The organism is Paenibacillus albicereus (genome assembly GCF_012676905.1).
In the GTDB taxonomy this organism is placed as follows: Bacteria; Bacillota; Bacilli; order Paenibacillales; family Paenibacillaceae; genus Paenibacillus_O; species Paenibacillus_O albicereus.
In genome coordinates, this window is record NZ_CP051428.1 from 4,949,835 (window position 1) to 4,972,734 (window position 22,900).

The window sequence follows — 22,900 nt, forward strand, 5'->3', positions numbered from 1 at the left end:
CGCACAGAGAGGGCGTCCGCCGGCATCGGACGCGGCGACGACAGAAGACGAAAAAGCCGCGCGGCAGGAATCGGAATTCCTGTCCGCGCGGCTGCGCGTTCTTGCCGGGAAAGCTTAGTAGGCCAGAGAGAACAGGCCGTTGATGTGCGACAGGTAGCGGATGTTGGAGGCTTCCTTCATCAGCGTCGCCGGCAGGCCCTTGAGACGGGTCTGGTTGCCGCCGATCGTGCCGATCGCGTCCTTGCGGCCGAGCGAGCCCAGCGTGCCGGAGAATACCGGCTGGAACGTATCGAGCGTGTACCCGTTGAAGTACGCATGCAGGTTGTAACCGATGAGCTCGCCCATCTGCCAAGCCAGCTGAGCCGTCGGAGGGAACGGACGGCCTTCCGGACCCATGACGACGGCGCTGTCGCCGGCGATGAACACATCCGGGTGGGACGTCGACTGCAGGCCTTCCGTTACCGTCGCGCGGCCGCGGTTTACTTCAATGCCGCAGTTCGCTACGACAGCCGTGCCTTGCACGCCGCCGGTCCAGATGACGGTGCTCGACTCGATCGTGCTGCCGTCCTTGAGGGAAACGGTCTTGCCCTTCATCTCGGTGATCGGCAGGCCCGTCTTGAAGACGACGCCGCGCTTCTCGAGGGAAGCCGTCGCGCGCTCGACCAGCTCGGCCGGGAAGCCCGGGAGGATCGTCGGAGCGGCTTCGACGCAGTATAGGGATACGTCGTCATAGCTGATGCCGTGCTGCTTGACGAGGCCCGGCAGCATGTCGGCGAACTCGCCGACGAGCTCGATGCCCGTCAGGCCGCCGCCGCCGACGACGACGGTCAGGTCGGCCTTGTCGCCGGATTGCTTGTACTTCGCCACGGAAGCTTCGACATGGGCCTTCAGCTTGTTGGCGTCAGCGACGGATTTCAGCGTGAAGCTGTGCTCCTGCAGGCCCGGGATGCCGAAGAAGGCCGTCTCGGTGCCGAGGGCGATGACGAGCGCGTCATACGTCAGGGTCGTGCCCGTGCCGAGCTTGACGGTCTTTTCGTCCGGCTTGATCTCGGTTACTTCGCCGATCTTGAGGTCGATGTCCTTGCCGCGCAGCAGCTTGTCGAGCGGCAGCGCGACGTTGCCCTCGGACAGGTTGCCGACGGCCAGACGGTGCAGCTCGGTGATGATTTGGTGCGCGTTGATGCGGTTGACGACTGTAATCTGGGCTTGTGCCGGCGTGAAGTGCTTGCGCGCTGTCGTAGCGGCCAGAAGTCCGCCGTAGCCGCCGCCCAGAATGAGAATATGCTTGGCCATGTTCATCCTCCGTTCACGTTCTATCGGCCTCCGCGCGGGAGGACGGGATTCGTGCTAGTTCTTCTGCTTTTCCTTTTCGCCGAGCGCTTCGAGGAAAGCCTGCGTGAAGCGCAGCGTACGCTGCACGTTCGGATCCTTGAGCATGCGGAGCATGCCGAACAGGCCGACCGTGCTGGACTCGTTGGCCGCATGGTCGCCCGCCTCGATAGCGGCTTGAGCGACCGTTTTTGTCTTGTCGACGATCGGCTTGACCATCTCGCCGAGGCCGCCGCCGAAGTCGCTCAGCAGCACCTTGTCGGTCGCGAGGGACTTGGCTACGTCGTAGGAGCTGGTCATGAGGGTCACGATTTCGGCCAGCTTCGGAAGATTGTCGACGAGCACCGTAAGGGACTGCTGCACTTCCGGCTTCATGAGCTGGTCGAGGATGTCGCGCTGCTGCACGGAGGCCGGCTCTTGCGTCGCCACCGCTGGAGTGGTTTGGTTGTCGGACATGAAAAATACTTCCTCCTTTACTCTGGAAATGCGGTTCCGCCCCCATGCGGCCGCGGGACGGCCGGTCGGGGAGGCAATTCGCTTCGCTTCGGGATGCGGCAGGACGGCGGGCGCGGACGGCTTTGTACCAAATTTCACAAAACAAGGCGCCATGCGCCGAATCGCCTGCTGCACCCGGCCGCGAACGACGAGGGTCGGTCGCTTTCCCGGTCTTTGCGTTGTCGGCCCGTAGACGGCCCGGAACTTCTACACGTAAGTTTACAACTTAAACGTCGGAACTGCAAAAGAAAATTGAGGATTCCTTCGACAGAATTTGCATGCCGAGCTCCTTTTATGCGCCCCCGCAGAAGCTATCCGGATAAATGGGGCCATTTCCCGGCGGACGGCAGATTTGCGCGAGGCGGCTGACGGCGCGGACACGGCTCGAGGCCGCTTGTTAAATTAACGGGCCGTCATGCGTAACTTTCAGGGAATGTAGACATCTAAATAACATAAGGAACGAGGAGGCGGATCATTCATGGGAGGAACGAATGTATGGGATGCGGAGTGGGAGGTGGACGAGGAGCAGGCGCGGACGCTGATCGGCAAACAATTCCCTCAGCTGTCATCGAAGCAAGTGAAGCGTTTGGACTCGGGCTGGGACAATACGGTTTTTCTCATCGGAGATGAGTACGTGTTCCGGTTTCCAAGAAGAACGTTTGCAATTGGCACGATTCGTACCGAAGGGAGGCTGCTGCCGGAGCTGGAGCCCTTTATGACCCTCCCTTATCCAATACCGTTGTTTTACGGCGAAGCAAGCGACGAATACCCGGCGCCATTTCTTGGCTATGCCTACGTGCCAGGAGATTTCCCCATCGGTTTGACGGAAGAACGCCGGGCTTTGTCGGCAGAGAAGCTGGCGAAATTTTTGCGCAGATTGCATGAGTTTCCCGTGCAGGCGGCGCTGAAGGGCGGTGTTAAGCAAGATCATCGGAACTTGACGGACATAGCGTCGCGCAAAGTGCAAATGACGGGATTTCTATCGAAGGTGGTTGACCACTTGTCGCCGGAGGAGTCCGGCGCGATCGAAACGTATATGGGCAGGCTGCAAAAGGACCGTGTCGAGGCGGTGAATGTACTGCTGCATGGCGATCTTCATTTCAAAAATATACTTGTGAACGAGAACGGGATCGTTTCCGGCATCATTGATTGGGGCGATCTGAGCGTAGGCCATCCGGCATGCGATTTGAGCGTTGCGTATAGCTTTTTGCCGCCTTTCGCTCGCGGCGCGTTTTTCGAAACGTACGGAGGAGCGGACGAGGAAACGAAGCTGCTGGCACGCCTGATCGCGGTATACATCCCCATCCTGATCTTGATGCAAGCAGTCGATGACGGAAATGAAGCGATTGCGGCAGAGGCGAAATTCAACATCATGCGGGCCTTGTCGGATTAGGCTCATGAAATGCCGCTTTATGTTGAGGAACACCGCCTTTCAACGACTTCGGGTCAAAGATCAACATTAGAATTCAACCTAGCCATTAAAAAAAGCGCATGGAACCGCCGGAGCGGTTCCATGCGCTAAAACCATAGGCGAGCCGGCGAAGCCGGCTCCTGGTCGGAGAACAGCCGGCTGCTACATCCAACTGTCGATATCGTCATCGTCGATATCGTCTCCCTCAAGATCGACGCCGGTACTCGCGGCGCCAGCCACGTCGCCTTCCCCGCCATCATCTTCAGCGTCAGCGTAGCGATTTTGCTCGATCTCAACCTCAGCGGCCGCAGCCGCCTCGCCCGCGGCGGCCGACGCTTCGCCGGCCGCCGCGACCTCGTCCGCTGCCACAGCGGCTTCGCGCACCGCCTCCGGCTGCGCCGTCGCACCTGCGGCGGCGACCAGCGCCGCAGCGCCGCCCGCCGTTCCGGCCACGAGGATGCCCCTCTCGGCCGGAATGAACAATTGCAGATTCCGCACGCCGTTCGCGCGGATCTCGTTTTCAACCAGGTAACGGATCGAGTCCATCAGGTTCGACTGGCCGTTGATCCAGTCCATCACCTCGGGCGACTCGTTCTTTTTCGTCTTCAGGCTGATATTCTCTCCGGGCTGCTTGATCTTCTTCACCCGGCCTCACCCCCTGTGCGCCTTCGCCTGCTGTCTTGTCCCGGCCTCAGGCCGGCTGCTTCGGGCCCTTGGCCTTGAGCGCCTCGAAAATCTTGCCCCGCACGAAGGCGTCAAGCCCCTCGGCGTTCATCGTCACCGCATGTTCGGCCGGGATGTAGAGCAGCTTGATCTCGCGCTCCTCGCACAGCTCCTGGAGCATCGGCTGCAGGATCGGCTTCATGAGGACGCTGCCCCCGCCGTACACGCAGATGACGTCGATCTCGTTGCGCGCCTTGGTCAGCTGCTTGCGCAGGTTCTGCACGATGTGGCGGGCTTGTCCCTCCAGCGGGCGGCGCAGCGTCTGGATCGCGCGGCTGTGGTACTTGTGCTGCGGGTTCTTGATGACGTCGCTGAAAAACTGGCGAGGGCTGTCCGGCAGATGCACGAGGCGGTTGAAGTCGTCGAGCGCCTCCTCGATGGCGTAGCCGGCGCCGTGATGGCTGCCGTGCACGAACTGGCGCAGGAACTTGTTGCCCTCGGTGATCGGATATTCCGTCGATCCGTCGCCGATGTCCGTGTGCAGCACGCGCTTGTCCTTGAAATACGAGCCGTTGAACTTGGAGCCCAGCTCATACGCTTCCACGAACTCGGCGAAGATGTCGCCGGAGCGCCATGCGCCTTCGCGGTCCTTCTGCAGGGCGAACACGACCGGCGTCGCTTCCGGAATCGCCTTGACATAGTCGAAGACGATGCTGACCGGCACTCGCATCTTGTTGAGATGGACGGTGACGCGGTGCGTGCCTTCGGTGAACTTGGCTTCGAACTTGGCGGCGTTCTCGTCGGTATGCTGCGTGACCGGCAGCGCCGTCGCCATGTCGACCGTCACTTCGATCGGCTCGCTCGGCACGCCCTTGGCTTCGTCGTAGGCGCGCTGGACCGCGACCGCCGCCACTTGCGCGAGCGTGTTGATGATCGGCAGATCCATGTCGGCCTTGTTGTCGATGCCGATCTGCAGGTTCTCCAGCAGCTCGCCGCTCATCAGGGCGAACTTGCCGATATAGTACATGCCCGGACGCGCCGCCGGGGAATCGATCGTGACGATCAGCTGGTCCTGCAGGTTGCGGATGAAGCTCTCCGGCGGCAGCTCGTCGCTCCACGGAAGCTTGTCCACCCGGCAGCAGACGTTCGGCTGGCGGATCATCTTGCCGTCGACGAACAGGTCATGCTCGCTGTTGCCGTTGTCGTTGCCTACCTGAAAATGTACCTTCATGTTTCGGTTCCTCCTCGTCTCTCGGCTCGGGAGAGCGGATGCTGGCCGGCCTGGGCCGGTCGGACGCGGGCGCGCCTTCGAATCCGGCCAGGCGGTATTGCCTGGTAATATCATTCGACAGGGGCGGCGGTTTTCCTTCCGTAGTCCGGCAAGTTCACATCTTGTTCCCCATTCAGGGGAATATTTCCTGGGCAATGGTCATGGCTGTCCGCGCTGCCGGGCCTTGTCCGCCAGCAGCCAGCCGGCCGCGAACAGTACGGCTATCGCCGCTCCCAGCACCGTCTTGAGCGCGGCTGTTCCGTTCAGGAGGAGCAACTGGAGCAGCACGAGCGCGACGAGTCCGGCGTTTTCCTTGCGCAAGCGTCGGAACGTGCCTTTGCGCATGCGGTAGACCAATACCCCGGCGACCAAAGCATAGATGAGAAAGAACAGCGATGCGGCAAGCGTTTCCATCGGCTTCCCCCTTCCGAGACGAAAGCAGGCGAACGGCGGTCAAGCGCTTCTTTTCGCCTGCGGATGCCGGGCATCGAGGTACAGGCATACCCAGTGTAACCCAGTCCCCGTGTCGAAGTAAGGGGAAACCTGCCCGCGCGCGGCGGGGTTTATTTTTCCTCGACGATGACGGTGGCGTTGTAGATCACGATGCGCTTGCCGTTCAAGTCGAACAGCACCTTGTTGCCGAACTCCGTATCCTGAATGTCGATCCGTCCGTCATACTGCTGCAGCAGATTGCCCCCCTGGTCGTAGACCTTGACCGTCCGCTCCAGGCCGCCGGCATTGTTCGACTTCCAGGTCTTCAGCTGCCTGGACCCGCCCTCCGTGCTCAAATACCATGCGGTGCAGCCTCCGATCACGGCGAGCAGGGCGAGCGTTGCCGCCAGCCATATCCAGCGTCCGCGTTTTTTCATCGTTTCTCCTCCTTTTCGCGTTTCGTTTGCCTAGGGTTGGGTACGCGCCGCAAGCCCGTCCGGCTTCGTTTCTTTCTCTGGTTCAACCGCTCCGGGCAGCGGTTATCCCATAGGTACCAAGACCGACACGACCCGGGAGGAACCCAACATGGAAAAGAAGACCGCAACCCGCAAGCTGTTTGACGGAACGCTCTACTGGCCCTCGACGCTGACGCCCTCGGACGGACTGGACGCCCATCCTTCCTTGCGGGAAAAGGTCGTCACCCGGGTCGCGATCATCGGCGGCGGCATGACCGGCGCCATCCTGGCCGCCTCGCTCACGCGTGCCGGCATCCCTTCGGTCATCCTCGAAAGCGGCCGCGCCGCCTCCGCGAGCACGGCCGCGAGCACGGGCCTGCTGCAGTTTTCCAACGACATCATGCTGTGCGAGCTGGCCGAGAGGATCGGCGAGGCGCAGGCGGTCGGCTTCTACGAGCAATGCCGCCAGTCGGTCGCGATGCTCGGCCTGCTCGCGGAGGCGGCCGGGTCCAAGGGAGCCGCTCTCCAGCCCGCGACGAGCCTGTACGCCGCCTCCTCGGACGAGGACGAGAAGCGGCTGCTGTGCGAATACAAGCTGCTGGAGCGCAATGGCTTCCCCGTCTCCTGGGGGATGCCGAAGTCCGTTCCCGCCAGCCTCTCCGCCTATAAGCCGGTCGCGATGACCGCCTACGGCGACGCGCTCGCCAATCCGCCCCTCCTGGCGCGCACTCTGCTGCGCGCTGCTGTCGCCGGCGGCTGCTCTCTCTATGAGAACTCGCCGGTGCGCGAGGTCAAGCGGCGCGGCGGCAAATGGACGATCCTCGCCGGAGAAGGCGAGGTGACCGCCTCGCATGTCGTCGTCGCCACCGGCTATGTGCCGGGAGTCGCGGCGGCGGCGCAGCTGAAGCCGATCCTGCGCCGCACGTATGCGCTGGCGACGCAGCCGGGCAGCGTGCCGGCGGACTTTCCGGCGGACACGATGCTGTGGGAGACAGCGCGTCCGTACTTCTACTTCCGCACGACGCCGGACGGGCGCATCGTGGCCGGCGGGCTGGACGAGGACCGTCCGGACCCGACCGGCGACGAGACGTTCCTCGCCGACCGCTCCGCGATGCTGATCGCAGACCTGAGCCGCTATTTCCCCAATGCGGAATTCCGGGCGGACTACGCGTGGTGCGGCATGTTCGGCGAATCGGCGGACGACCTGCCCTTCATCGGCGAGGATCGCGAGCAGCCGGGCCTGTTCCACGCGCTCGGCTGCGGCGGCAACGGCACCGTCTACAGCACGCTCGCGGCCCGCATGCTGCTGGCGTCGATCGCCGGCGAGAAGCATCCGCTGGCCTCCCTGCTCGACCCGCGCCGGGATGCGGCTTCCAGCGGCAGCCCTTCCAGCGCTCCTGCAACCCGCACACGGCTCGCTTGAGACGACGCGCCATCCGCTCCTCCTTGCCAGGCGAAAGGGATCGATCTGGATCGGTCCCTTTCGCCTTTTCTTGCCTTTCATCTAGTCATCAGCCAGCGCCGCAGATGCGTCTTCAGCCGCTCTTGTTCCCAAGCGCATCTGCAATAGGTTGATCGGATAGGAATCGAGCGCGCGGCCGACCGATAATCGGCTTTTCTTTTCGCTGCCTCTGCCGCAGGCTCGCCTTCGTCCGAGAGACAACCCGTCCAGCGGCTGCCTCCGGTTGTGCCTCCTGCTGCACGGGAGTATGCTGGAAGCAGCGCCGATATGCTTTCCGGGCAGCTCCACGTCAAGGAGGAGGAACGATTCGGATGACAAAACCTTCGTCCGGCCGCTCTGCCGAGCTTCGGAACTCGCCAAGCGAAGCCGACCTGCTGCGCCGCCTGCTGGACCTCGCCGCCGCCGAACCGGAGCTGATGGCCGACCTCGGGCATGTGCGCGAGCACGGACCGCCCGGAGCTTGGCTGGCGGCCGGCTACATCCGCAATCTCGTCTGGGACCGGCTGCACGGCCGCGCCGAGCGCACGCCCTTGGACGATGCCGATGTGGTCTACCATGATCCCCGCTGTACGGACGAGGCCGCCGAAAAGCCGTGGGAGCAGGCGCTCGCCGGGGCGCGTCCCGGCCTGCGCTGGTCGGTGAAGAACCAGGCGCGCATGCACCATAAGAACGGCGACGAGCCGTTCCGCGGCGTCGCGGACGCGATGAGCCGGTGGCCGGAGACGGCGACAGCCGTCGGACTGCGCCTGACGCAGGACGGACGGCTGGAGGCGATCGCGCCGCATGGGCTGAGCGACTTGCTGGCGATGCGGCTGCGGCCGAGCCCGCTGCAGCGCGACGAGTCGCTGTTCGGACGGCGGGTGGCGGCCAAGGGCTGGCTGGAGCGCTGGCCGCTCGTCCGCCTGGCGGATGAGCGGATCGCGGATAGCGTTCCGAAGGAAAAAGCACTCCATCGAAAAGGGGAATGACCCATGACAAGTCTCGGATACATCAACGGACGCTTCGTGTCGCTGGAGGAGCTGGTGCTGCCGATCGAGGAGCGCGGCCATCAGTTCGGCGACGGCGTCTATGAATTTTTTCGCGTGTATGAAGGAAATCCGTTCATGCTGGAGGAACATCTGGACCGGCTGTACCGCAGCGCCGACCTGATCCGCATCGACATCGCGCCGGACCGGGACGAGCTGCGCGCGATCATGGACGAGCTGATCTCGCGCAGCGGCCTGGCGAACGGCGACATCTACCTGCAGGTGACGCGGGGCATGGCGCCGCGCAACCATGCGTTCCCGTCCGTGCCGTCCTCGCTGACGATGACGATCAAGCCGTGGCGCGAGCTCGCCCCCGCCGTGCGCGAGCAAGGCGTGCAGGTGCTGCTTCATCCGGACGAGCGCTGGCTGAACTGCCATATCAAGTCGCTCAACCTGCTGCCCAACCTGCTCGCCAAGCAGGCGGCCGTGGAGGAAGGCTGCTTCGAGGCGGTGCTCGTGCGGGACGGCTTCGTGACCGAGGGCTCGAGCTCCAACGCCTATCTCGTCAAGGACGGCGCGATCCGCACGCATCCGGCGACCAACCATATCCTCGGCGGCATCGCCCGCATCGCCGTGCGCCGCATCGCCGAGGAGCAAGGCATCCCGTTCCTCGAAGAAGCGTTCGGACCGGAGGAGCTGCTCGCCGCCGACGAGGCGTTTCTGACGAGCAGCGGCATCGAGCTCGTGCCGATCGCCGGCGTGCATGGCCGAGGAGCGATCGGCTCCGGACGGCCGGGACCGGTCGCGCGCGCGATCCACGCCCGCTATGCCGAGCTGACGCGCCAGCGCTGACCGAGGGCCGGACGGACGCTCCATCTTCTCGGCTTCCCCTCTTGTCATCCTTGCAGGCAACCGATATAAAGCTGGGGCAGCATTGGAGTCGGGGGAAAGCAGAGGAGGACAACCTATGACCAACATCACGGGACAAAAACGGAGCACGCATGTGCTGGAGGACGCGGCGGTCGTAGCCGCGATGGAGCAGTCGCTGGCGATGATCGAGTTCACGCCCGACGGCGAAGTTCTCTGGGCGAACGAGCTGTTCGCGAGCACGCTCGGCTACGGCGTTTCGGAGGTGCGGGGGCTGCATCACCGCGCCTTTTGCCTGCCCGACTATACCAAGAGCGAGGAATATGAGTCGCTGTGGAGCAGCCTGCGGCGCGGCGAGAAGTTCCAGGAGAAGATCGAGCGCGTCGCCAAAGACGGCCGCCTGCTGCTGCTGGAGGCGACCTACATGCCCGTGAACGATGCGACCGGACAGGTCGCCGCCGTGCTCAAGACGGCGACGGACATCACGCATCGGGAGCGTGCCGCCCGCGCCATCTCGGACGAGCTCGGCCGCATGTCCCGGCAGATGCTGGATCGGGCCCGCGACGGCATCCGGCAGAGCGGCCAGGTGGCGGAAGCGATCGAGCTGTCCGCCGAGGAGAACGCCGACAGCCTTGAGGCGCTGGACCGGATGGAGGGGCGCGCCGACGAGCTGAGGCGCATTCTCGACACGATCGAGGAGATCGCTTCCCGCACGCAGCTGCTCTCGCTCAACGCAGCTCTGGAGGCCGCTCGCGCAGGCGAGCATGGACGCGGCTTCGACGTGATCGCCACCGAGATCCGCCGGCTGTCTGCGCTCGTGCAGTCGGCGACCGCCCAAAGTCGCGACTCGATCCGCAGCTTGTCCGAGGAGGTCGAACGCACGAGCCGGGAAACGAAGGCGTCCCAGCAGACCGTTCTTCAAAGCCGCGACCGGATGCAGGAAGCGCTGGAGCTGTTCGAGCTCATCGGCGACTCCGCCGGCGATCTCGACCGGCAGGCCCAAGCTCTCCAGAACCGCCTGTGACCTCGTTCGGCCCGCACGAAAAAGCCTCTTTCCGACCGAATCGGAAAGAGGCTTTTGACGTTCTACATGAAGCTGCGGATGCGGGCTCCGAGCTCCCGCGCCAGCGACTCGGGGCCGCGCCGGACGTCCGCCTCGTGCAGACGGAACGAAGCGCGCGTCTCGTCGGTGCCGAGCCATTCGGAGAAGGCGCCGCCGCGGCGGTCGACCTCCATGAGCACATCCACGTAGCCCGGCGACGGAAGGAACACCATCTCCAGCTCGTCGAGCCGGCCGAACTCGCGCGTGCGGGGCACGAACTCGAATTCCTGCAGCACGGGCGCTCCGTAGCGAGAATGCCCCACATACTTGCACTCTACCTCGCGGGTGCGGAAGCCGAGCCGCTCGACGGCGTCCAGCACTTCGGCGACGAGCGGATGCGGCAGCACCTTGATATAGTCGTTGTCCGCCGCATCGAGAGCGCTCGCGATGTCGAGCGACGTCTTGATCCACACCTGCGTGCCGCCCGCCGTCACCGGCGTATGCTGCGGCAGCACCCAGCGGAAGTCGAATTCCTCGCGGCTGCCGGCGCCGATCTGGAACGACTCGCGCAGCGGCAGGCGGGCCAGCGCCACGTTCTCCCTCACCTTGCTGTCGTTCACTTCCTTGATGTAGCTCGTCATGAGCACGAGCTCGATGCCGTTGATCTGCTGCGGAACCGCTCCGCCCTCGACCATGATCCGTCCGGAGATTTCGTCTCCGGGACGGACGCCGGTGTACGGCACCTCGAGCACCGTTTCGACCTTGGCCCCCCCGACTCCCATCGAAGCCATCATGTTCTTGAAAAATGACATGCCGCCCACGCTCCCTGACCGATAGTTGCCCATTCCGCTCGCCGCGAGTCCGCTGCCTCGGGACTGCCGGCCGGGGAATGACGCTGGAGCTAGATACGGCCGCATCTGGAAAAAAGTTTCATCCGGATCTTGGAATCGGTCCTAGCCGTCCAGCTCCTCCAGGAGCCGCTCGGCGACGAGCCGTCCGCCGATCGTGACGATCGGCGTGCCTCCGCCGGGATGGGTGGAGCCGCCTGCATACCAGAGGCCGCGGATGTCGCGGTCCCGGCTCGGGAAGCGGAAGAACGCCTGGCTCGGCCGGTTCGACGACATGCCGTAGATCGCTCCGCGCCAGGCTCCCGTGCGCCGCGCCAGATCGTCCGGCGTCAGCACGCGGCGCAGGCCGCCCGCCTCCGTCGCCGTCCGCTCGGCGATGCCGCTCAGGCCGTGCGCTTCCAGCCGGTCGAGAACGCGCTGGGCATAGGAGTGCCGGAGCGCTTCATAGTCCAGCCCGTCCCGCTGGGCCGGGGCGTTCACGAGCGCGAACAGGCTCGTCCGCCCGTTGCCAGGGCCCGCTTCCGCAGCCCCGCCTGCGCCCGACCGGCACACGTAGACAGCCGGATCGGCCGGCAGCTCCCGCCGCCGGAACAGATCGTCGAATTCCGCCTCATAGTCGTCCGGAAAAAATACGTTGTGATGCAGCAGGCCGTCCAGCTCGCCGCGCACTCCGAGCAGCAGCACGAAGCCGGCCACCGACGGCTCCGGCCGGTCAAGGCGCCGATCGGGCATCGACGGGCGATGGAGCTCCGGCACGAGCCGGCGCAGCGCCTGCAGCGGATCGGCGTTCAGGACGACGGCGTCGGCCCGCACGAAGCCGCTGTCCGTCTCGACGCCGGCGGCGCGGCCGTGCAGGACGGCGATGCGCCGGACCTCGGCGCCCGTGCGGATGTCCACGCCGAGCTCGCGGGCGAGCCGCGCGTACGCCTCCACGATCGCGTAGCTGCCGCCCTCGGCGGCGAACACGCCGCCTCCGCCGCCCGCCTCGATATGCGCCATCATGTTGAAGACGGCGGGCGTCTGCCGCGGAGCCGAGCCGACATACGTCGCGTAGCGGCCGAACATCGCCAGCGTGTTCGGATGGCGGAAGTAGCTCCGCAGCGTCCGCTCCATCGAGGCGAGCGGACGGATGCGGGCGAAGCCGGCCAGCAGCGACGGGCGCAGCCGGTCTTTCCAGTCGAGGATGAGCCCGCTTAGGAATTCCCGCTCGGCGAGCGCGTGCAGCCGCGCGCTCTCCCGCATGTAGGCGCGGTAATTCCGCGCGTCCTCCGGACTGTACGCCGCGATCTGCGCCTCCATCCGCTCCGCGTCGGAGGTCAGGTCGACGACCGTGCCGTCCGCGAAGCGGTTGCGCGCGATCGGATCGAGCGGCCGGAAGCGCACGTAGTCCTCGCGCCGCCGCCCGGCCGCCTCGAAGACAGCATCGAACACGGGCTGCATCGTCAGCGTGCTCGGCCCGTTGTCGAAGCGGTAGCCGTCCGCCTCGACGCGCTGCAGCTTGCCGCCGAGCTCCGGCTCCTTCTCCAGCAGCGTCACCCGGCAGCCTTGGGCCGCCAGATGGATCGCGCAGGACAGCCCGCCGAGTCCGCCTCCGACGACGGCGATGCGGCGCCCCGCTCGGCGGCTTCCGGCTGCGGCGCGGGCGGCCGCCGGCTCGGGGCCGCGGCCGAGTCTCGCCCGGTCGTTCATGCGTATCGCCTTCCTTTCCATTCGTAGCCCCGCTTGCGGTAATGGCAGCGGGCCGAGTCGGCCCCGATCAGCAGGACGAGCGCGATGCTTGCCGGCAGCAGCAGGCACTGCCAGGCCGGCGCCCTTCCGCTGCGGTCCACCGCGAGCTTGACGAGCGCGCCGAGCGCCCAGGCCGCCGCAGCCGCAGGCAGCCACGCCGGCGGATGTCCGGCGGCCGCCCACGCCGCGAGCCCCGCCAGCACCCCCGCCGCAGGCAGCAGGTACAGCGCCGCATAGGCCGCGCTGACGAAGAGCAGCAGCGGCAGGCTCCGGCCGAGGCCGGGGAACAGGTTCTTGCGGTAGCCGGCCCACACCTCGGCGGCGCTGCGGTACATGCGGCTGGAGGCGAAGCCGTCGATGCGGGCGAGCCGCGCCGGCTCGCCGCCGCGCTTGGCGAGGCGGATCAGCTCCATGTCGTCGAGCAGCGAGGAACGGACCGCGGCATGCCCGCCGATGCGGCGGTAGCTGTCCGAGGCGATCAGGATAAACGCGCCGTTCGCCGCCGCGAAGCGCGGGGAGCGAGAGCGGCTCACGAGCCGCAGCGGCAAATGGCAGAGGATCGTGAACAGCATCATCGGCACGACGAGCTTTTCCATCCAGGTGCCGGTCTCCTGACGGGGGAAGCCGCTGACGAGCCCGCTTCCCTGCGAGGATGCCTCGCGGGCCGCCGCCTCCAGCGCGCCCGGCTCGAGCGCGACGTCGGCGTCGAGGAACAGCAGCCAGCGGCCGGACGCCTCCGCCGCCAGCTGGGCGCAGGCATGCGATTTGCCCATCCAGCCGTCCGGCAGCTCACGGCCCCGCAGCAGCCGCACGCGCGAGCCCGGTCGCCCCGCCGCTCGCTCCGCGATCCGCGCTGTCGCGTCGCCCGAGCGATCATCCAGGACCAGAATCTCCCGTGGCGGGACTCGCTGCGCCAGCAGGCTGTCCAAGCAGCGCGGCAGGTTCCGCTCTTCGTTCCGGGCCGGGATGAGCACGGATATATCATCGGGTAATATAAAGTAATCCTTAGAGTTACTTTCGATGAATATGGAAGAACGAGGGAGATTGGTGGCGTTGGAAGAAGAACCGTCCTTTCCACTCCGACGCGCTTGGGTCGCCGGAGCGCCTCGGGAAGACGATGTTCCCCCGCTGCCCAGATCCCGGTAATACCGAGTGTTCCATCCCACGAATGCAAGCTGGAGCAGAAGCAAGGCCGCTAGGATCGAGAAAACGGCTTCCATCCGCGCCATCCCTCCTTCCACCCGCGATAGCGGTCCGAGGTCGACCGGCCGCCCCGCAGCGCGAGCCGGAAGCGCCCCCCGTCCGGAAGCGGACGGTCGGTCAGCTCCTGCCGATGCGCCTCGAGCTGGCGCTGCAGCAGGTCGGCGACGAGCGCCGACGCCTCGTCCCGGCTCATGCCGGACCAGTCGCGGACCGCAGGCTCGCCGGCCATGACGGTCGCCGCCGGCTTCTGGTGGTCGCCGAGCATGTAATGCAGCGTCACCGGGCGCAGCTCGGCCTCGCCGAGGCGCCGCAGCAGATGGCCGATGCCGCCGAGCGCCTCGATCGGCCGATCGGGCGGCGTGATCGCCCCTTGCGGGAAAATCCACACCGGATGGCCGGCGCGCAGCTTGGCCTCCGCGTAAGCGAGCGAGGCGAGCGTGTCGCGAGGCTGCTCCCGGTTGACCGAGAACGCGCCGAGGCGGCGGAAGAACGGATACTGCCTCAGGCCTTTTTCGTCCATCAGAATATAAGGGTCGGACTGCGTCAGCCGCTCCGTCAGCTGGAACAGGATGAGCCCGTCCCACCAGGACACATGGTTGGCAGCATAGACGACGGGCAGCTTGCGCGCTCCAGGCGTGGCCGGCTCCAGCTCGCCCCATACATAGACGCCGTGCAGATGCCGGGGGAACAGATAGAGGCTCTGGTAGAGCGCGAACAGCCGTCTAAACGGAACGCTCTTGGCGGCGGGAATCAAGGCGGACCCTCCCTTCGGCGAGCGCGATCCAAAAGAGGGAGAGGACGAACGCGGCGGCCAGTCCCGCGCGCAGCGCGAGCAGGCCGAACAGCAGCAGCATGAGCTGGTACAGCCGCAGCGCGAGCCGCCGCTCCCGTGGGCCGTGCGAGACGTTCGGCAGCAGCAGGCTGAGCAGCGCGCCGACGATGAACCAGCTGATGAAGTTGGCGGTCGGGATGCCGTAGTAGAAGCCGCCGCCGGCCCAGTCCCAAAAGCCGCGCGCCTCGGCGACCGGGTCGAGCACGAGGTCGAGCAGCACGACCCACAGGCCTGTCTCCAGCGCCCGCGACAGACGGCTCGTCTGCCCGGACAGCAGCGCGCCGCCGGCGATGACGCCGATCCAGGCCAGTCCCATCGTCCACGGCACGCCGGAGAGCATGCGGCCGAGCTCGTCCGTGTAGGCATACTCGCCGAACGGGAATCCCGTATGCGTGCCGACCCACTCGACCGCGAACGTGCCGGCGGCGATGAGCAGCGCCGGCGCGGCCAGACGCCGCCAGCCCGTCCGCACCGCGAGCAGCTCCAGCCCGCTGAGCGCGTACAGGACGAGGAACACGCCGCTCGCGAACGACAGCGCGGGCGGCACCTCCGCGAACACCTGCAGCACGAAGCCGACGGCGTACCAGACGAGGAAAAACGCGGTCAGCGGCAAGCCGCCGAGGCCGATGCGGGCGAGAAGCGGCGCGCCCGACCGCAGCGGCGCCGCTTTCGCCTCCCTCCCGCCGCTCACAGCGCCACCTGGGACGGCCCGTCTTCGTCTCCATCCCGTCGGCTGGCGCTTCGCCCGGCCTCGTCCGCGACGCCACGCTCGCCGCCGCGCGCCGTCTCGGCCGTCGCCATGTCGAGCAGCACGGCTCTCAGCAGCCGCTTGCGCCCGTCGTCATCGACGTAAGCCCGCTGCGTGAACACCTGGCAGCCGATCGCCCGCACCGCCTCGACGATCTCGCCGTAGTAGGCGGCCGCCAGCCGGATCGAGAACGCGCTGTCGGCCGGATACGTATGGATGCCCTCCAGCCCTCGGCGGAACCACTCCCCCGCGATGGATGCGAGCTCCTCCGCTACGCGCAGGAACGCCTCGTTGACTTCGCCCCGCTCGAACTCCTCCTCGCTGTAGCCGCAGCGCGCCATCAGCTCCAGCGGCACGTAGCGCCGGCCGAGCCGCTGGTCTTCTCCGACATCGCGCAGGATGTTGACGATCTGCATGCCTTTGCCGAGCCAGACGCCCGCCTCGGTGATGGCCGCTCCGGGCCGCTCGTGCAGCACCGGCAGCAGCATCTCGCCGACCGAGCCCGCGACGCGGTAGCAGTAGTCCTCCAGCTCCTCCAGGCTGCGGTAATGCGTGCGGATCCGATCCATCCGCTGGCCGCTCATCTGCGTGCGGAATGGCTCCTTGCCGATCGGGAAGCTCGCCAGCAGCCAGCGCAGCGCCGGCCAGATGAAGTGGCCCTCGGCGCGCTCCAGCCGCTCGAAGCGCTCCTCCAGCTCATCCAGCGTATACGGGCTCGTGTCGGGCTCGTCCACGCTGTCGTCGATCATCCGGCAAAAGGCGTACAGCACGTACACCGCCTCCCGGCGAGGGGAGGACAGCAGCCGGAACGCCTCGTAAAAGCTGGCGGAGCTTCGCTTCATGACCGCCTCGCATTCGGCGGCGAGCGCCGCATCCAAAACCGTCGTGCCGTTGTTCATGTCCCCAACTCCTTCGCGATGATTCGCCCGAGCAGGCGGGCTCCCTGCATGACGATCGGGATGCCTCCTCCCGGATGGACCGACGCTCCGACCGCGTACAGCCTCTCGATCGGGAGCGGCTTCACTTGCGGGCGGAACCCTCCGGACTGGCCCAGCACCGGCGCGATGCCGAAGCTGCCGCCCCGGTACAGGCCGGAGCGGGCCGCCTCGCGCGGCGTGCGCACGCGCCGCCAGCGGATCGCCTCCCGCAGGCCGGGGAAGCGCAGCGCTTCGGCGCGCTCCAGCACCCTTTCGACCAGCTCGGCTCCTGCTCCTTCCCAGTCCAAGCGCTCGTCCGCAGGCACCGGGATGAGGACGTACAGCACGCTCTCCCCCGGACGGGCCGCGTCGGAATCCACCGCGACGGGGTTGAACGCGTAGAACGACGGCGTCTGGCTGAACCGTCCGTGCCGGAATACGTCCTCCATATGATCCAGATGCCGCTCCGGCAGGAAGAACTGATGCGCGCCCGCCTCCTCCCAGCGCCGGTCGAGGCCGAGGTAGACGAGCAGGCAGCCGGATGACGGCTGGTAGCGCTTCGGCCGGGAACGCCATCCGTCCAGCAGTCCCGCCATGCCCGGATAGTCGCCGTTGTAGACGACCGCGTCGAACGTCCGCCGCTCTCCGGCCGCCGTCAGCCCGGTGCAGCGTCCTTGCTCCACCTGCACGCTTTCCACGGGACAGGACAGATGGACGCGCACGCCGGCGCTGCGGCACGCCTGCTCCAGCACCTCGGCCAGACGTCCGTATCCGCCCTTCACGTACCAGATGCCGTGCTTATGCTCGCTGTAGGGGATGAGGCCGTACAGGGCCGGCGCCTGCAAGGGCGAGCCCCCGATGTACAGCGACTGCAGCGAGTAGGCGTCGCGGATGCGCTCGTCGCGGAAATAGGCCGACGTCCACGGGCGCAGGCCGCGCCAAGCGCGGGAGCGGAGCAGGAAGCGCAGGTTGGCGGGCGTTAGGAACGAGCTCGGACGGCTGAACGTGCGCGAGAGGAATGCCTCGAAGCCGTAGTCGAACAGTCCCTCCATGTCGCGCATGTACCGGCGGAAATCGGCTCCTCCGCCGGCATAGGCGGCCTCCAGCTCCTGCTCCTGCCGGCCGGCGTCCTGATGCTTGGTCCAGCGGGTGCCGTCCGGATAGTAGAAGTCGTACAGCGGATCGACGCGCGTGAGCTCGATCGCCTCCGGCGGCACGCCGGCTTCCACCAGGATGTCCCGCAGCAGATCCGGCAGCAGCACGATCGTCGGCCCCTGGTCGATGCGGAACCGGCCGGTGCCGTCCTCCTCATAGCCGAGCCGCCCTCCGGCGCGGGCTTCCTTCTCGTAGACGTCCACCTCCAGCCCTTGCCGCCGCAGCAGCAGCGCCGTCACGAGGCCGCCGACGCCGGCTCCGACGATCGCGGCCTTCATGGGCGGACCTCCGGCGGAGCGGCGGCAGGACCGCGCGTCCCGCGAGCGGGCGAGCCGCCGGGAACCGGGGCTTCGGCGGCTCGGACCGCCTCGCCGGTGCGGCCGGACCGCCTCCAGCCGCTCCAGCCGCGGCCGCCCTTTTCGGACCGGCCGAGATGCTCCTCCTCCAGCAGCTGCGCGCTGATGATCGCCGACTGGATGATCGTCGGCAAGCCGCTGCCGGGATGCGTTCCACCTCCGACGAGATAGCAGCCCTCCAGCTCCTCGAAGCGGTTGCGGGGACGCAGATGCATCATCTGATCCAGGCTGTGCGCGAGATTGAACGTCGCGCCTTGATAGACATACGCTTGCTTTTCCCAGTCCTCCGGCGTATACATCCGCTCCTCCTCGATCAGCGCCTCCACGGCAGCCGCGCCGGGGAGGCCGCATTCGGCCGCCAGCCGCTCCAGCATGAGGGCGCGGACCTTCGGCGCTTCCTCGCGCCAGTCGAGGCCGGAGCGGTTGTTCGGGACGGGCAGGAGCAGATAGAGCGCCGACTTCCCCGGAGGAGCGAGCGTCGGATCGAGCCGCGACGGATGATGGATGTAGAGGGAAGGATCGTCCGACAGCGTCATCCGCTTCGTCATGTCGTCGACGTTGCGCCGGTAGTCGGCCGCGAAGACGATCTTGTGATGAGGCAGCATCGGCAGCTCCGCCCCGATGCCGAGGTAGAGCATGAAGGTGGACAAGGACAGCTTTTTCTTCTTCAGCTTGGCCGGCGTGTAGGACTTCAGCGTGCCGGGGTCGAATAACGTGGACATCGCATGGCCGAAGTCCGCGCCGATGACGACCGAGTCGGCCGCGATCCGCTCTCCGCCCTCCAGCTCGACGCCGACCGCGCGTCCGCCGTTCGTCAGCACGCGGCGCGCGCCCACTCCGGTGCGGATGACGGCGCCGTGCTCGCGGGCGACGTCCGCCATCGCCTCGCTGATGCGGTTCAGCCCGCCGATCGGATGGTAGAGCCCGTATTCATGCTCGAGGAAGCTCAGCATCGTGAACGTGCCGGGACACTCCCAGGGCGACATGCCGAGATACTTGGATTGGAACGAGAACGCCCAGCGGAGCCGCTCGTCGGTGAAATAGCGCGAGAGGCGCTTATGTACGGTATCTGCGGCGTCCAGCTTGGGCAGCGCCCGCAGCACGTCGGCCGCGAGGTAGCTGCCGATAGAGCCGAACGGCCGCCGCAGCAGCGGCAGCACGCGGCTGAGCTTGTCCCGCTCCCGGGTCATGAAGCGCATATACCGCTCGCCGTTGCCCGGGAACAGCTCCTCTACCCGGCGGGCCGTCTCTTCGTGGCTGCCTCCGGGAGAGAACTCCAGATCGCCGAACTTCAGCGTATACAGCGGATCGACCCGCTTCAGCTCCAGATAATCCTCCAGACGGCGGTCCGACCGCTCGAACAGCTCCTCCAGCACCGGCAGCATCATCAGGAACGTCGGCCCCCGGTCGAACGTGTAGGCTCCGAGACGGAGCGCGGAGGTCCTGCCTCCGACATAGGGCTGCTTTTCCAGCAGCGTCACTTCATGGCCGCGAGCCGCCAGCAGCATCGCTGCAGCCAGCCCTCCCGGACCGGCGCCGATGACGGCCGCCTTGATTCGTTTCCCCACTTCTCGCACCTGCTTCCTGCTTGGCGTCTACGGGCTGATCCCCGTTCCCCGGCCGGAAAGGGACAGAGGCCGTCTCCTAATATTAACCCAGCGGTATAATTATTGAATCAAGTTGCCTTGTCCTTTATTTCTATGCGGCCAGGCCGTCCGGACAGAACGGGGATTCGTCCGCTTGCAGCAAGCAGAAAAACCCCCTTCCCGCCGAAGCAGGACAGGGGGGTGGAGAGGCCGTGCGGAGCGGGTCATAGGCCGATGGCCCTGATCTGCTGCTGCAGCCTGTTGCCGCTGAATCGTCTATGGCTCCAGAGGCTGCGCGCAGACTCTCCCGCGAAGCCGGCTTCTCAGAAAATCGCTATGATCTTCTGTCGATCCCTCCGCTCATAGGACCGGGCCTCCATCATCCGGAATCCCTCCTCCGCCGTCAGGTATGACAGGCGATTCCCTCCGTGGACATGCCAGCCATTCTTCCGGCAGCAGCCGCCGGTAGCGGGGCTGCGCGTAGCGGTCGTCGACGAGCAGCAGCGTGCCGCGGTCCGTCTCGCTGCGGATGAGGCGGCCTCCGGCCTGCAGCACCTTGCTGATGCCGGGGTAGACGTAGGCGTAGTCGAATCCGCTGCGTCCCCGGCGCTGCTCGTAGGCGGCCAGCAGGTCGCGCTCCGGCCCGAGCTGGGGCAGCCCGACTCCGATGACGGCGACGCCGGTGAGGCGGTCGCCCGCCAGATCGACGCCCTCGGAGAAGATGCCGCCCATGACCGCGAAGCCGAGCCGGATCGGCCCCTTCTCTCCGGGCGGGTCGGCATAGGCGGCCAGGAATCGGTCCCGGTCCTCCTCCGTCATGGCCGGCCGCTGAAGCTGCAGCCGCAGCTCCCGGCCGTCCGGCAGCGTGATCGCCCGCTCTCCGCCGAACGGCTCCGGCTGTACGCCGCCCTCTCCGCCAGCCGCCGGGGACGGCGGAGCTTCCGCCGGACCTGCAGGGCCGGCGGAGGGGGCGCGGCCGGAATCCATGCTCCGGCCCCCGGCCTCTGGGGCGGGCCCATCGGCCCTGCCGGAGCGGCTCCCCTCCCCGCCGAGCTCTGCCAGCAGCTGCCCGTAGGCCGCGTTCAGATAGGCATAGGACGGGAAGAAGGCGAGCCAATGCCCTTGCTGCTCCAGCACGGTGCGCAGGAGCTCGCGGGCGAGCGGCGACAGCGTATGCGCGCGGTCGGCGTACCTCGTGGACAGCGGCAGCACCCGCACGTCCAGCTGCGCCGGATCGAACGGCGACGGCAGCGTCAGCGAGCGGTCCTCCTCGTCCGCTCCGAGCTGATCCATGTAGAAGGGCAGCGGCGACAGCGTCGCGGAAAACAACACCCGCCCGCCGTACTGGCGGCCGGTCTGGCGCAGCAGCGCCGACGGGTCGAGGCATCGGAGCGTCGCCTGCACCGACGAGCCCCGCTGGCGCTCCAGGACGAGCGTGAACCGCTCGTCGAACCATTCGCCGGCCGCGGCGAACGCCTTGGCCGCGTAGTACGCGTCGAGCAGCCGCCGCTGCCCGTCCGCGTCGCCGCTTGCCTCGCCGGCGGCCAGCAGCTCTCCCGCCGCTTCGACGAAGCCGCGCGCCGCCGCCAGCAGCTCCGCCGGCGCTTCGTCGGCGGCGAACGCGCCGCCGCCGGCCGGCCGCAGCCCTGCCGCGCCTCCTCCGCCGGCGTCCATCTCCTTGCGCAGCGCGATGAACGCGGCGTTCACGGCCTTGGCTGCCGCGGCGAGCGCCGGCGCCGACGACTTGCGCTCGCGCTGCAGCGCGAGGAACGGGTCCTTCTCCAGCGCGGCGGAGTACATCGCGCGGGCGCGGTCCGGCAGGTTGTGCGCCTCGTCGACGAGCAGCGCGCTGCGGCGCGCCTGCTCCGCCGGCAGCCGCTTGAGCGAGACTTTGGGATCGAACACGTAGTTGTAGTCGCCGATGACCGCGTCCGCCGCGTAGGCGGCGTCGAGCGAGAACTCGAACGGGCAGACGCGGTGCTTGAGCGCATACCGCTCCACCGTCTCGCGCGTGATGAGCGTCTCGCGGCCGAGCAGGTCGAGCACCGCTCCGTTGATGCGGTCGAAGTATCCGTCGGCGAACGGGCATTCCGCCCCGTCGCAGCGCATTTCCTCCTGCGGGCAGATCTTCTCCTTGGCGGTGAGCGTCACCGCATGCAGCACGAGCCCTTGGGCCTCCATCCGCCGCAGCGCGTCCTCCGCTGCCGCACGGGTCGTCGTGCGCGCCGTCAGATAGAACAGCCGCGAGACGCCCGAGCCTGCGCCCTTGCCCTCGTCCGTACCCTCCTCGGCCTCGCCGAGCGCCCGTACCGCCGGCCAGAGCACGCTCATCGTCTTGCCGATGCCCGTCGGCGCCTTGGCGAACAGCCCGGCGCGCGTCTCGAGCGTGCGGTAGACGGCGGCGGACAGCTTGCGCTGCCCCGGCCGGAAGCGGCCGAACGGAAAGTCCAGCGCCGCAAGGCTCGCGTCCCGCCGCCGGCGATGCTCCGCCAGCATGCGGGCGTACGGCGCGTACGCCTCCAGCAGCGCAAGCAGCGAGGTCCGCAGCTCCGCCCGCGAACAGACGCGCGCGAAGCGGACCGAGGCTCCGCTGTCCCGATGCACGTAGGTGAGCTGCACGCGCATCTCCGGCCGGTCCTCCCGCTCCGCATAGATGGCGGCGTAGCCCATCGCCTGCGCCCAGTGGACCGTCCAGCCGCCCTCCGGTAGGTCCGCGAGCGGCCGCGAGACGGACTTGATCTCGTCGATCGTCTCCTTCCCGTCCTCCCGCAGCAGGCCGTCGCAGCGCCCCTCCACCGTCCAGGAGACGCCGGCATGCTCCAGCCGCTCCCGCAGGAACAGCTCCCTCTCGTCCTCCTCGCCGTACGCCGCCTGGATCTCCTTATGGATGCGGGCTCCATCGGCGAGCGCGGCCGAGCTGCGGAATCCGTACTCGATGCTGCCGCCTCGGCAAGCGTACTCCGCCAGCGCGCGCACAGCGATGCGCAGCCGGCCTTCGGCCAGCTCCGGCCCGCCTTGCTTTTCCAGCTCTTCCATGCGGGTCCCTCCGAACATTCGTTTGCCTTTCATTGTAGCATGCGCGTCCGAGCGCGTCGATGAAGGCGGGCACGGGTAAGAGGGGGGACAAGGCCGCGAT

The 22,900-nt window shown here is 67.0% G+C and carries 20 protein-coding genes; 5 read left to right on the forward strand and 15 right to left on the reverse strand.

The genetic code is table 11. The features are described from left to right. Positions 1–114 precede the first annotated feature (114 nt). Both HGI30_RS22060 and HGI30_RS22065 read right to left on the reverse strand, forming a co-directional pair. Entirely contained in the window at positions 115–1,293 is a 1,179-nt protein-coding gene (locus HGI30_RS22060; protein WP_168909473.1) for an NAD(P)/FAD-dependent oxidoreductase, read from the reverse strand. A gap of 54 nt (positions 1,294–1,347) precedes the next feature. Then, a complete protein-coding gene (locus HGI30_RS22065; RefSeq protein ID WP_168909474.1) occupies positions 1,348–1,785 on the reverse strand; it encodes a DUF1641 domain-containing protein in 438 nt (145 codons plus the stop codon). A 517-nt stretch (positions 1,786–2,302) separates the two neighbouring features. Here HGI30_RS22065 and HGI30_RS22070 point away from each other — a divergent pair. Then, the gene (locus tag HGI30_RS22070; protein WP_168909475.1) at positions 2,303–3,217 is read left to right on the forward strand and encodes a phosphotransferase; all 915 of its coding nucleotides are present in this window, start codon (positions 2,303–2,305) and stop codon (positions 3,215–3,217) included. A gap of 180 nt (positions 3,218–3,397) precedes the next feature. Here HGI30_RS22070 and HGI30_RS22075 read toward each other — a convergent pair whose 3' ends face one another. The 4 genes from HGI30_RS22075 to HGI30_RS22090 all read right to left on the reverse strand — a co-directional run bounded on the left by HGI30_RS22075 (position 3,398) and on the right by HGI30_RS22090 (position 6,037). Beyond that, complete coding sequence (locus HGI30_RS22075) at positions 3,398–3,880, reverse strand: hypothetical protein (RefSeq protein WP_168909476.1); 483 nt, start codon at positions 3,878–3,880, stop codon at positions 3,398–3,400. Positions 3,881–3,926: 46 nt separating this feature from the next. After that, positions 3,927–5,129, reverse strand: coding sequence for a ParM/StbA family protein (locus tag HGI30_RS22080; RefSeq protein WP_028598869.1), 1,203 nt, complete (start codon positions 5,127–5,129; stop codon positions 3,927–3,929). A gap of 198 nt (positions 5,130–5,327) precedes the next feature. After that, a complete protein-coding gene (locus HGI30_RS22085) occupies positions 5,328–5,582 on the reverse strand; it encodes a hypothetical protein (protein ID WP_168909477.1) in 255 nt (84 codons plus the stop codon). A 149-nt stretch (positions 5,583–5,731) separates the two neighbouring features. After that, positions 5,732–6,037 carry a hypothetical protein gene (locus tag HGI30_RS22090; protein ID WP_168909478.1) on the reverse strand — a complete coding sequence of 102 codons (306 nt, stop codon included), beginning with the start codon at positions 6,035–6,037 and terminating at the stop codon, positions 5,732–5,734. 148 nt (positions 6,038–6,185) lie between these two features. Between HGI30_RS22090 and HGI30_RS22095 the strand changes: the two genes are divergently transcribed. The 4 genes from HGI30_RS22095 to HGI30_RS22110 all read left to right on the forward strand — a co-directional run bounded on the left by HGI30_RS22095 (position 6,186) and on the right by HGI30_RS22110 (position 10,373). Continuing rightward, positions 6,186–7,478 (forward strand): NAD(P)/FAD-dependent oxidoreductase, encoded by a 1,293-nt coding sequence (locus HGI30_RS22095; protein ID WP_168909479.1) that lies wholly within the window; start codon positions 6,186–6,188, stop codon positions 7,476–7,478. A 350-nt stretch (positions 7,479–7,828) separates the two neighbouring features. Next, a complete protein-coding gene (locus tag HGI30_RS22100) occupies positions 7,829–8,485 on the forward strand; it encodes a nucleotidyltransferase family protein (RefSeq protein WP_168909480.1) in 657 nt (218 codons plus the stop codon). Positions 8,486–8,488: 3 nt separating this feature from the next. Continuing rightward, a complete protein-coding gene (dat, locus tag HGI30_RS22105; RefSeq protein WP_168909481.1) occupies positions 8,489–9,334 on the forward strand; it encodes a D-amino-acid transaminase in 846 nt (281 codons plus the stop codon). Positions 9,335–9,449: 115 nt separating this feature from the next. Continuing rightward, on the forward strand, positions 9,450–10,373 hold the full coding sequence (locus HGI30_RS22110) for a methyl-accepting chemotaxis protein (protein WP_168909482.1): 924 nt from the start codon (positions 9,450–9,452) through the stop codon (positions 10,371–10,373). 62 nt (positions 10,374–10,435) lie between these two features. Here the strand turns inward: HGI30_RS22110 and HGI30_RS22115 are convergent, their stop codons facing one another. The 9 genes from HGI30_RS22115 to HGI30_RS22155 form a co-directional block, all read right to left on the reverse strand. Continuing rightward, a complete protein-coding gene (locus HGI30_RS22115) occupies positions 10,436–11,203 on the reverse strand; it encodes a sporulation protein (RefSeq protein WP_168909483.1) in 768 nt (255 codons plus the stop codon). A 141-nt stretch (positions 11,204–11,344) separates the two neighbouring features. Next, positions 11,345–12,928: a phytoene desaturase family protein gene (locus HGI30_RS22120; protein ID WP_168909484.1), complete on the reverse strand. Its 1,584-nt coding sequence runs from the start codon at positions 12,926–12,928 to the stop codon at positions 11,345–11,347. Continuing rightward, positions 12,925–14,196 (reverse strand): glycosyltransferase family 2 protein, encoded by a 1,272-nt coding sequence (locus HGI30_RS22125; RefSeq protein WP_328805193.1) that lies wholly within the window; start codon positions 14,194–14,196, stop codon positions 12,925–12,927. The genes HGI30_RS22120 and HGI30_RS22125 overlap by 4 nt, the downstream gene beginning before the upstream one ends. Continuing rightward, positions 14,163–14,924: a lysophospholipid acyltransferase family protein gene (locus tag HGI30_RS22130; RefSeq protein ID WP_168909486.1), complete on the reverse strand. Its 762-nt coding sequence runs from the start codon at positions 14,922–14,924 to the stop codon at positions 14,163–14,165. Before HGI30_RS22130 ends, HGI30_RS22125 begins: the two co-directional genes overlap by 34 nt. After that, positions 14,893–15,693, reverse strand: a complete 801-nt coding sequence (locus HGI30_RS22135) for a carotenoid biosynthesis protein (protein WP_235680250.1) — start codon at positions 15,691–15,693, stop codon at positions 14,893–14,895. The genes HGI30_RS22130 and HGI30_RS22135 overlap by 32 nt, the downstream gene beginning before the upstream one ends. Continuing rightward, complete coding sequence (locus HGI30_RS22140; protein WP_168909487.1) at positions 15,690–16,649, reverse strand: phytoene/squalene synthase family protein; 960 nt, start codon at positions 16,647–16,649, stop codon at positions 15,690–15,692. The genes HGI30_RS22135 and HGI30_RS22140 overlap by 4 nt, the downstream gene beginning before the upstream one ends. Further along, complete coding sequence (locus HGI30_RS22145) at positions 16,646–18,100, reverse strand: phytoene desaturase family protein (protein WP_168909488.1); 1,455 nt, start codon at positions 18,098–18,100, stop codon at positions 16,646–16,648. Before HGI30_RS22145 ends, HGI30_RS22140 begins: the two co-directional genes overlap by 4 nt. Next, the gene (locus tag HGI30_RS22150; protein WP_235680251.1) at positions 18,097–19,746 is read right to left on the reverse strand and encodes a phytoene desaturase family protein; all 1,650 of its coding nucleotides are present in this window, start codon (positions 19,744–19,746) and stop codon (positions 18,097–18,099) included. The genes HGI30_RS22145 and HGI30_RS22150 overlap by 4 nt, the downstream gene beginning before the upstream one ends. A 378-nt stretch (positions 19,747–20,124) precedes the next feature. Beyond that, entirely contained in the window at positions 20,125–22,800 is a 2,676-nt protein-coding gene (locus tag HGI30_RS22155; RefSeq protein ID WP_168909489.1) for an ATP-dependent DNA helicase, read from the reverse strand. Between the last annotated feature and the right edge of the window lie 100 nt (positions 22,801–22,900).

Excerpts from the sequence above, each read along its gene's own strand:
- HGI30_RS22060 (WP_168909473.1), bottom strand. The coding sequence starts at position 1,293 with ATGGCCAAGCATATTCTCATTCTGGGCGGCGGCTACGGCGGACTTCTG.
- HGI30_RS22065 (WP_168909474.1), bottom strand. The coding sequence starts at position 1,785 with ATGTCCGACAACCAAACCACTCCAGCGGTGGCGACGCAAGAGCCGGCC.
- HGI30_RS22070 (WP_168909475.1), top strand. The coding sequence starts at position 2,303 with ATGGGAGGAACGAATGTATGGGATGCGGAGTGGGAGGTGGACGAGGAG.
- HGI30_RS22080 (WP_028598869.1), bottom strand. The coding sequence starts at position 5,129 with ATGAAGGTACATTTTCAGGTAGGCAACGACAACGGCAACAGCGAGCAT.
- HGI30_RS22085 (WP_168909477.1), bottom strand. The coding sequence starts at position 5,582 with ATGGAAACGCTTGCCGCATCGCTGTTCTTTCTCATCTATGCTTTGGTC.
- HGI30_RS22090 (WP_168909478.1), bottom strand. The coding sequence starts at position 6,037 with ATGAAAAAACGCGGACGCTGGATATGGCTGGCGGCAACGCTCGCCCTG.
- HGI30_RS22095 (WP_168909479.1), top strand. The coding sequence starts at position 6,186 with ATGGAAAAGAAGACCGCAACCCGCAAGCTGTTTGACGGAACGCTCTAC.
- HGI30_RS22100 (WP_168909480.1), top strand. The coding sequence starts at position 7,829 with ATGACAAAACCTTCGTCCGGCCGCTCTGCCGAGCTTCGGAACTCGCCA.
- dat (WP_168909481.1), top strand. The coding sequence starts at position 8,489 with ATGACAAGTCTCGGATACATCAACGGACGCTTCGTGTCGCTGGAGGAG.
- HGI30_RS22110 (WP_168909482.1), top strand. The coding sequence starts at position 9,450 with ATGACCAACATCACGGGACAAAAACGGAGCACGCATGTGCTGGAGGAC.
- HGI30_RS22115 (WP_168909483.1), bottom strand. The coding sequence starts at position 11,203 with ATGTCATTTTTCAAGAACATGATGGCTTCGATGGGAGTCGGGGGGGCC.
- HGI30_RS22120 (WP_168909484.1), bottom strand. The coding sequence starts at position 12,928 with ATGAACGACCGGGCGAGACTCGGCCGCGGCCCCGAGCCGGCGGCCGCC.
- HGI30_RS22125 (WP_328805193.1), bottom strand. The coding sequence starts at position 14,196 with ATGGCGCGGATGGAAGCCGTTTTCTCGATCCTAGCGGCCTTGCTTCTG.
- HGI30_RS22140 (WP_168909487.1), bottom strand. The coding sequence starts at position 16,649 with ATGAACAACGGCACGACGGTTTTGGATGCGGCGCTCGCCGCCGAATGC.
- HGI30_RS22145 (WP_168909488.1), bottom strand. The coding sequence starts at position 18,100 with ATGAAGGCCGCGATCGTCGGAGCCGGCGTCGGCGGCCTCGTGACGGCG.
- HGI30_RS22155 (WP_168909489.1), bottom strand. The coding sequence starts at position 22,800 with ATGGAAGAGCTGGAAAAGCAAGGCGGGCCGGAGCTGGCCGAAGGCCGG.